9 protein-coding genes are annotated in these 8,401 nt (G+C 44.2%); 5 read left to right on the forward strand and 4 right to left on the reverse strand.

Features of this window, described 5'->3' with window-relative positions:
- Positions 1-2: 2 nt before the first annotated feature.
- The gene (locus tag CHH91_RS05705) at positions 3-950 is read right to left on the reverse strand and encodes a 4-hydroxy-3-methylbut-2-enyl diphosphate reductase (RefSeq protein ID WP_095222502.1); all 948 of its coding nucleotides are present in this window, start codon (positions 948-950) and stop codon (positions 3-5) included.
- 174 nt (positions 951-1,124) lie between these two features.
- Between CHH91_RS05705 and CHH91_RS05710 the strand changes: the two genes are divergently transcribed.
- Both CHH91_RS05710 and CHH91_RS05715 read left to right on the forward strand, forming a co-directional pair.
- Complete coding sequence (locus tag CHH91_RS05710) at positions 1,125-2,441, forward strand: DEAD/DEAH box helicase (protein WP_095222503.1); 1,317 nt, start codon at positions 1,125-1,127, stop codon at positions 2,439-2,441.
- A 15-nt stretch (positions 2,442-2,456) separates the two neighbouring features.
- Positions 2,457-3,344 carry a deoxyribonuclease IV gene (locus tag CHH91_RS05715; RefSeq protein ID WP_095222504.1) on the forward strand — a complete coding sequence of 296 codons (888 nt, stop codon included), beginning with the start codon at positions 2,457-2,459 and terminating at the stop codon, positions 3,342-3,344.
- Between the two features lie 41 nt (positions 3,345-3,385).
- On the opposite strand, the gene CHH91_RS05720 is transcribed toward CHH91_RS05715, so the two are convergent.
- Positions 3,386-3,661: a DUF2624 domain-containing protein gene (locus CHH91_RS05720; protein ID WP_095222505.1), complete on the reverse strand. Its 276-nt coding sequence runs from the start codon at positions 3,659-3,661 to the stop codon at positions 3,386-3,388.
- Between the two features lie 119 nt (positions 3,662-3,780).
- Between CHH91_RS05720 and CHH91_RS05725 the strand changes: the two genes are divergently transcribed.
- Positions 3,781-4,104 carry a hypothetical protein gene (locus tag CHH91_RS05725; RefSeq protein WP_095222506.1) on the forward strand — a complete coding sequence of 108 codons (324 nt, stop codon included), beginning with the start codon at positions 3,781-3,783 and terminating at the stop codon, positions 4,102-4,104.
- 33 nt (positions 4,105-4,137) lie between these two features.
- Here CHH91_RS05725 and ispG read toward each other — a convergent pair whose 3' ends face one another.
- Positions 4,138-5,250, reverse strand: coding sequence for a flavodoxin-dependent (E)-4-hydroxy-3-methylbut-2-enyl-diphosphate synthase (ispG, locus tag CHH91_RS05730; RefSeq protein WP_095222507.1), 1,113 nt, complete (start codon positions 5,248-5,250; stop codon positions 4,138-4,140).
- A 116-nt stretch (positions 5,251-5,366) separates the two neighbouring features.
- Positions 5,367-5,711, reverse strand: coding sequence for a type IV pilus assembly protein FimV (locus CHH91_RS05735; RefSeq protein ID WP_095222508.1), 345 nt, complete (start codon positions 5,709-5,711; stop codon positions 5,367-5,369).
- A 122-nt stretch (positions 5,712-5,833) separates the two neighbouring features.
- Between CHH91_RS05735 and CHH91_RS05740 the strand changes: the two genes are divergently transcribed.
- Both CHH91_RS05740 and CHH91_RS05745 read left to right on the forward strand, forming a co-directional pair.
- Complete coding sequence (locus tag CHH91_RS05740; RefSeq protein WP_353615312.1) at positions 5,834-6,469, forward strand: NfeD family protein; 636 nt, start codon at positions 5,834-5,836, stop codon at positions 6,467-6,469.
- Between the two features lie 101 nt (positions 6,470-6,570).
- Positions 6,571-8,202, forward strand: a complete 1,632-nt coding sequence (locus CHH91_RS05745) for a Na/Pi cotransporter family protein (protein ID WP_095222510.1) — start codon at positions 6,571-6,573, stop codon at positions 8,200-8,202.
- Positions 8,203-8,401 lie beyond the last annotated feature (199 nt).

The following is an 8,401-nucleotide window of genomic DNA, read 5'->3' on the forward strand; positions in this document are numbered from 1 at the left end:
TCTTACGCTTTCTTAACTTTTACCTTCGGAAGGATCTTCTTCGGATCAACATTGAATTCCAGCTTCACATCTTCCAGGTTCGCTGGATCAAATTTTTCGAGAAAGTTGATAACTTCCTTTGTCACAGGAGTAGGAGTAGAGGCACCAGCAGTAATAGCAACTGTTTCGACTCCCTCCAGCCATTCCAGCTTCAACTGGGAAAGATCTTCGATACGGTATGCTTTCGTACCAGCAATCTCTTGAGATACTTGTGCGAGGCGATTGGAGTTGTTGCTTCGCGGATCGCCGACAACCAGTGTCAGATCAGCATCTTTCGCCTGTTCGGCAACTGCTTCCTGGCGCACCTGTGTCGCCATGCAAATTTCTTGAATCATTTCTGTTTGCGGGAATTTCTCTTTCACAAGCTGCATGACATCGTAGACGTCCCACTGACTCATTGTCGTCTGATTGGTAACAATAAGTTTCGGTGCATCCAATTCAAGTGCTTGTACGTCTTCTTCGGTCTGGACAAGGTGAACTTTGCCAGGAGCGACGCCGATAGCACCTTCAGGTTCCGGGTGTCCTTTTTTACCGATATAGACGACTTCATAGCCATCTGCTACTTTTTCGCGGATCAGATCATGTGTACGTGTCACATCCGGGCATGTAGCATCAAGGACAGTCAGACCTTTTTCATGTGCGCGCTGTTTCACTTCAGGAGAGACACCGTGAGCGGTGAATACAACGGTACCGCTGTCTATTTGTTCTAAAAGCTCCATTCGGTCCGAACCATCGAGTGTGATGACACCTTCCGTTTCAAATGCATTGGTCACATGGGCATTATGCACGATCATGCCGAGAATATAGATCGGCCGGGGAAGATTCTCATCCCGTACGGCATTCTGCGCTATCACCATGGCATCTACCACACCGTAGCAGTAACCTCGTGGCGCTATTTTAATTACGTTCATTCGCTGTGTTTCCCCCTTCTCCGTTTGCACGGGACATCTATTTCTGGGTCTTCTCCATTATAAAGGCTATTAAGGAATATGACAAAGATTGTTTATTATCTTCGAGTAATCGTGCAAAATATGACAAAGTCCTCTATAATATAAAAGGAACAGAATGACCAAAAGGAGTTACACATGAAAAATCACCAATTTAAACAATACGCGCTTCAGCCAACAGTCAATGAAGCGATTGATAAACTAGGCTTTGCCAACCCAACACCGATCCAGGAAAAAGTCATCCCGGCAGTTCTGCGGGGCGAGAGTGTTATCGGCCAATCCCATACTGGATCTGGTAAGACACATTCTTATTTGATTCCGTTGTTCAGTAAATTGAAGGAAGCCGAGCAGCATGCACAATTCGTTGTCACAGCACCGACACGCGAACTTGCTATCCAGATTTATGATGAAGCCCGTCATTTCATAAAACTTGCCGGTAAAGAGAACGATTGGCATGCGAAGCTATTCATTGGCGGAACAGACAAGAAAAGATCAATCGAGAAATTGAAAACACAGCCGCAGATCGTCATCGGTACCCCAGGAAGAATCCTGGATCTGATGGAGGAGCAGGCACTCGACTTATATCCAGCTACCAGCTTTGTCCTTGATGAAGCAGATTTGATGCTTGATTTAGGCTTTATTAAAGAGGTTGATCAGATTTTGACACGTATGCGTCAGGATGTACAACTGCTTGTCTTCTCAGCGACAATTCCAGAGCGTTTGCAGCCGTTCTTGAAAAAGTACTTGGAAAATCCAAAGCACTTTGAAATTGGCGGTCATCTATCTCCGGAAACGATGGAGCATCGCTTAGTTCCGATGCGGCACCGTGATGAAGCAGAAATGATCATGAAAATAGCTAGTGTCATCCAGCCATACATGGCCATTATTTTCGTGAATGGAAAGGACGCAGCCAATGTCCTTGCAGCAGAGCTTACGGATAAAGGCTTGCAGGTCGGCCTTCTTCACGGTGGACTTACACCAAGGGAACGAAAACGCGTACTTCGCGATATTCAGGAACTGCGTTTCCAGTATCTTGTTGCGACGGATTTGGCAGCACGCGGCATCGACATCAAAGGTGTCAGCCATGTCATTAACGCCCAGCTTCCGAAAGAAGAACCATTCTATGTTCACCGTGTAGGAAGAACTGCACGTGCTGGTATGGAAGGGACTGCAATCAGTCTTTACAATGATTATGACTTAGAACTGATTCAGAAACTGGATAAGAAAGGTCTTGAATTTACGACCTATGACATTGCCAATGGAGAATGGAAAGAACTGAAAGCCTGGAACGAACGGGTTACACGTAAGAAAACTGAATCTGATAATGAATCCCAAGCTTGGAAGCAAGTACGTAAACCGAAGAAAGTAAAACCGGGCTACAAACGGAAAATGCAGTATCAGAAAAATAAAATCAAGAAGAAGCTGGACCGACAAGATCGTTTTAAGCGAAAGTAAGGAGAAAGTGGATTTATGATAATCGGATCACATGTTAGTATGAGTGGTAAGAAAATGCTCTTGGGATCAAGTGAAGAAGCTTATTCTTATGGCGCTAACGCCATGATGATTTACACAGGGGCACCGCAAAACACAAGAAGAAAAGCGATTGAGGAGCTTAACATAGAAGCTGGCCGGGCGCATATGAAAGAGCATGGCATTACAGATATCGTAGTACATGCTCCTTATATCATTAATGTCGGCAACTCGATCAAGCCGGAGACATTCGAATTGGGTGTGAACTTCCTCCGCAGTGAAATAGAACGGACAGAAGCTATTGGAGCGAAGCAGATTGTATTGCACCCAGGTGCACATGTCGGCGAAGGAGTCGCGGCGGGTATCCAAAAGATTATTGAGGGTCTGAATGAAGTGCTCGTTAAAGACCAGAATGTTCAGATTGCCTTAGAAACAATGGCCGGAAAAGGCTCTGAAGTAGGATCCAACTTTGAGGAATTGGCACGTATCATCGATGGCGTCACACATAATGACAAGCTTTCCATCTGCTTCGATACTTGCCATACGCATGATGCAGGCTACGATATCGTGAATGATTTCGATGGTGTATTGGATCAATTCGACAGAGTGATTGGTCTGGACAGGCTGAAAGTTATCCATGTCAACGACAGTAAAAATGAACGAGGCGCCAGAAAAGACCGCCATGAAAATATCGGATTTGGTCATATCGGCTTCGATGCTTTGCGGTATATCGTCCATCACGACCAGCTGCAGCAGCTGCCGAAGATACTGGAAACACCATTCGTTGGAGAAGATAAAAAGAACAAGAAAGCACCGTATGCGCATGAAATCGATATGCTCATGAACAACAGCTTCAACCCTAATTTAAAAGAAAATATCATGGCATAATGAAATACCCCGAAGCAGCATTTACTGCTTCGGGGTATTTTTTACAATTTGATGCCGTGCTCTTTTGCCAGCTGCAGAAAGATTTGGTGGGTTTTTTGGGCGGTTTGTGTGTCAGTGATCTGTGCGAGCGCTTTTAGCATCTGCAGTCGATCAGATTCCTTAAATGGATCTAACTTGTTCTGCCGCAAAAATTGAACAATCTGGGATGCTTGCAGGGGTGTAAGAGGCACTTGGTATTCTTGACTTTGCTCCAGGATTTCGTCAACGGTCAAATTTCGCAGCTTATTCAGCACCAGTTTATGAACAATGAAATTCATTTGAAACCTCCAGCTCTAAGATGTGGATGAAGCGAGCTAATTCCTTTATCTACCTGGTAAGTTTATGCCGGATCCACACAAAATAGAACCATACCTTACCCCAGATAAGGAGGTTTCACATGGATAAGGAACAATTTGATCAGGATGTAAACAGTAAACGTGATGTCGAGACGGCAGCAGAGATTTCTCCTTCTGAAGAACGTTATCGACGCACTGAAAAAGAAGGCGGTCAGCAAACGACTGATTCTGGAAAAATGTTTGGCTATATCGCCTTGATCTTATCTGTTGCGTCTTTCTTTTTTGCACCGATTCTTGTCGGAGCAGCGGGTATCGTCTTTGGCGTATTGGCAAAAAGAAAGGGCGCAGATGTATTAGGGAATATCGCCTTGATCATAAGTATCATAGCAATTGTCATCTCTTTATTTACAGCACCTTATGTATAAAAAAAGCTGACTCCTTCTGGAGTCAGCTTTTTCTTATGCTTCAGCTGCTTCTTTTTCTTTTGCTGCTTGTTCAGCGAAATATTCTTCAGCTAGCTTATCAATTTCAATTTTCAGTTCATCTACCATTGTTTCCTCAGGTACTTTACGGATGATTTCACCGTGGCGGAACAGAAGACCCTCTCCACGTGCACCAGCAATACCGATATCCGCTTCACGGGCCTCACCAGGACCGTTTACTGCACAACCGAGAACAGCTACTTTAATAGGTGCTTTAATAGTGCTGATGTACTCTTCGACTTCATTTGCAATACTGATCAAGTCAATCTCTATGCGGCCGCAAGTAGGGCAGGAGATTAGAGTGGCAGCATTGGATGAAAGGTTGAATATTTTAAGAAGCTCACGAGCTACTTTAACTTCTTCAACTGGATCTGCACTTAAGGAGATACGCATCGTACTTCCGATACCTTTGCTTAAGATAGCACCCAAACCGGCAGCACTTTTCACCGTACCGGCGAATAGTGTTCCGGATTCTGTAATACCAAGGTGCAGCGGGTAAGGAATTACTTCTGCCGCTTTTTCATATGCTTCGATAGCCAATGATACATCAGATGCCTTAAGGGAAACGATGATATCGTGGAAATCAAGCTCTTCGAGAATCTTAATATGATGCAATGCGCTTTCTACCATTCCATCAGCAGTTGGGTAGCCGTATTTTTCTAGGATATGACGCTCCAGGGAACCGGCGTTTACACCGATACGAATCGGGATACCTTTGGCTTTGGCTGCGTTTACGACAGCTTCGACTTTCTCCCGTTTTCCGATGTTACCAGGGTTGATCCTGATTTTGTCCGCTCCGCCCTCAATTGCTGCTAGAGCCAATTTATAGTTGAAATGAATATCTACAACTAGTGGGATATTGATGCGTTTTTTGATTTCGGGAATCGCATCAGCTGCACGCTGATCCGGACATGCTACCCGCACTACTTGGCAGCCTGCTTCCTCAAGACGCAGTATTTCCGCTACAGTAGCTTCCACATCATGCGTTTTTGTTGTTGTCATAGACTGGATGACAACCTCGTTTTTACCGCCGATCGTGATGTTGCCAACATTGACCTGACGGGTATCTTGTCTGTGTATTAATGCCATTTATATATCGCTCCTTTGATTATCGCGAGGAAAACAGGGATATATCCTTATATTTTCCCATTATAATGCTAATACTGCTAAATTAGAAGTAACTAGGCTCAACTTTAATAAAATCTTCATCTAAGATAATGGGGGAAATAATAGGCAGATCCTGCATCCAGTGCATACGGATCCTTCCCGGGATTCAATTCCTCGAAATCCACGATCACCTGTTCCATCGTAACGCGCAAGTCGTTATTGTTCAACTCATTTGCTACAGAAAGTAGTGTGTCTCCTTGTTTTACCTGCAGAAGCACTGGCTGAAACGTCTCTTGGTTCGATTCCTGCTTTTTATCTTGTACCGGCTCCTCCATGTTTGGTTCTGCTGGAGTGGCAGGTACCGGACTGCCTATTGTGAGATCCTTCCATATGCTCATGAATAACGCACAGCAAAACAGAAAAATACCGATCCGTTTCCACATATATTCTCCTCCGCTCTGGGTACTTGTATGTTAAGTATTAGGCATAGGAAGGAAAATACCTTTTGGATGAAACAAAAAGGATCTTTGCTCGTATATAGATAGTAGGAGAAAGGAGTATGTACATGCTTGACTATAATTGGATCCCGGTCTTCATGACTGGACTCGGTACGATGTTTCTTATAGGTGAAATTTTAGTGAAAACCAAAGGTATCCTCTTTTTATTAGGGGCAGGCTTTATCAGTACATTCTTTATAAGTTATTTGGATCCCTCCGCTATATGGTATATGCTTCCGTTGTATTTTATCGGGATGCTATTGATCGTGATCGACGGAAAGCTTTTGAATGACGGTACGCTCAGCGTCATCGGTTTACTGACGATGCTTTTAACAGTTGGATTCACAGCACCCAATTGGACAGCAGGTATCTATGCAATTATTGGAGTCATTGTCGGAGCAGTTGGTTCCTTCGTTTTCCTAAAGGCATTCCCAAAACGGGATATGTGGGGGAAAATAGCTTTGCTTGATACACTGAGTTCCGAAAAGGGATATAACTCGATGAATGAGACGTACGCTGCTCTTGTAGGACAAGAGGGAGAAGCGATAACCCCGATGCGTCCCTCGGGCACAGTGCGGGTGGACGGCCGGGAGTTTAGTGCTGTCACGGATGGAAAATGGCTTGATCGAGGAAGCAGAATCAAAGTGATAAATGTGAGCGGAGCGAGAATCATGGTAGAGAAAGTAGAAGATGATACGAAATAATTTACAAAAAGAGCTAAATAAATTGTAAATTTCCATACAAGACCTTTACAAGCCTTCTGACAAATTCAATAATTGAGTAGGAAACAATGTGAAGGGAAGGAATGCTTGCTTTGTCTAATTGGGAATTTATCATCTTTGAATTTATCGGCGGTTTGGGCTTGTTCCTTTTTTCTATCCGTTATCTTGGGGATGGGCTGCAGCGGGCTTATGGCAAACAGCTGCAGCTAGCCATGCACAGATTCACTGTCCATCCGCTTGTGGGAGTGCTGTCGGGCCTTGTCGTGACAGTTCTTATCCAAAGCAGCACTGCAACTAGCATATTAGTTGTCGGACTGGTCAACGCCGGTTATCTCACATTAAGACAGGCTGTTTCTGTCCTCATGGGAGCGAATATCGGAACGACTTTGACGGCGTTTTTCATCGGAATCGATTTGATTAAATTCGGCCTGCCGATCATGGCGGTTGGGGCGTTCCTGATTTATTTCTTTGTCAATCAGCGTACACAGCAAATTGGGAAAGTGTTATTTGGAGCCGGGGGTATATTCTACGGACTCACTTTGATAGGAGAGGGGCTGCATCCTGTCCTGGACATGGAAGCATTCCAGTCGTTAGCTGCAAGTATGCACTCGAATCCGATAACCGGAGTTGCGATCGGGACATTCACAACTATTGTAGTGCAAAGCAGTGGAGCTACAGTTGCGATCCTGCAGGAGCTCTATGCACAGAATGGAATCGATTTGAAGGGAGCTATGCCTGTTCTCCTCGGAGATAATCTGGGGACGACTCTAACGGCTATGCTTGCCGCGATTGGTGCCACAGTTCAGGCAAAACGGGCTGCGCTCAGTCATGTTATGTTCAATGCCATCGGTATGGTTGCTTTTCTCTTGATTTTGCCTTTATTTGTAGATATTGTAGCGTGGATGCAGCAGGCATTCGAACTGAATGATAAGCTGACAATCGCGAGCGCGCATGGATTCTATAACGTTGCGAGCACAGTACTTTTGCTCCCGTTACTCGGTTCATTCGTCTGGCTTATCACAAAAATAATTCCTGGTGAGGAAGAGAAGCCAATGGCATTGAATAACCATCTTGATCCGTTATTCATTCAGCAATCTCCTGTTCTTGCATTGGAGCAAGCGAAGCTGGAGGTGCTGCATATGGGCAGACTTGCAGTAGATGGATTGGAACAAGCAAGTACATATGCGAATAATCATGAAAGGCAGTTCGCTGATTTGGCTATGCAGCTGGAAAAGGAAGTGAACCGAAAGGATCGGGAGATCACCGATTATCTTTCGAAGATTTCCACTAATACGTTATCTGAGGAAGAGAGTATCATGCACGCAGCTCTCCTGGATGCAATTCGGGATATCGAACGTATCGGAGACCATTTTGAGAATGTTGTCGAGTTCGTCGATTTTCAAATTTCAAGTAACATTAAGCTGACGAGAGAAGCACAGCAAGAACTGAACAGCATGTTTGATTTAACGATCATGACAGTGAAACAGGCCCTCGAGGCATTGGACAAGCAGGATCGGGAAACAGCGCTGGCAGTCCTTCAAAAAGAAGATAAAATCGATAAAATGGAACGTGCTTACCGGAAGTCGCATCTTATTCGTCTGAATGAAGGGAAATGCGCCGGTTCCGCGGGAATAGTATTCGTAGATATTATCAGTAATCTGGAGCGGATCGGCGATCACTCTGTGAATATAGCCCAGCTGATTTTAGGTGAGTAGACAGGAGGAATAATCTCCTGTCTTTTATTTTTTGCTTGCACAAATATGAGCAGACATGCTATAGTATTCCTGTCAGTTAACAAGAACTAAAAAACATAATAAAAACTTATGTAAAAACAATTGACAAGTTTTTAAATGCATGATAAATTATATAACGTCGCTAATACATAAAGTTGTTGCGAATACATAACTTATCACA

The organism is Virgibacillus sp. 7505, from assembly GCF_002272135.1.
Taxonomy (GTDB): Bacteria; Bacillota; Bacilli; order Bacillales; family Amphibacillaceae; genus Terribacillus.

Coding starts and splice junctions, on each gene's coding strand:
- CHH91_RS05705 (WP_095222502.1), bottom strand. CDS start 950: ATGAACGTAATTAAAATAGCGCCACGAGGTTACTGCTACGGTGTGGTA.
- CHH91_RS05710 (WP_095222503.1), top strand. CDS start 1,125: ATGAAAAATCACCAATTTAAACAATACGCGCTTCAGCCAACAGTCAAT.
- CHH91_RS05715 (WP_095222504.1), top strand. CDS start 2,457: ATGATAATCGGATCACATGTTAGTATGAGTGGTAAGAAAATGCTCTTG.
- CHH91_RS05720 (WP_095222505.1), bottom strand. CDS start 3,661: ATGAATTTCATTGTTCATAAACTGGTGCTGAATAAGCTGCGAAATTTG.
- CHH91_RS05725 (WP_095222506.1), top strand. CDS start 3,781: ATGGATAAGGAACAATTTGATCAGGATGTAAACAGTAAACGTGATGTC.
- ispG (WP_095222507.1), bottom strand. CDS start 5,250: ATGGCATTAATACACAGACAAGATACCCGTCAGGTCAATGTTGGCAAC.
- CHH91_RS05735 (WP_095222508.1), bottom strand. CDS start 5,711: ATGTGGAAACGGATCGGTATTTTTCTGTTTTGCTGTGCGTTATTCATG.
- CHH91_RS05740 (WP_353615312.1), top strand. CDS start 5,834: ATGCTTGACTATAATTGGATCCCGGTCTTCATGACTGGACTCGGTACG.
- CHH91_RS05745 (WP_095222510.1), top strand. CDS start 6,571: ATGCTTGCTTTGTCTAATTGGGAATTTATCATCTTTGAATTTATCGGC.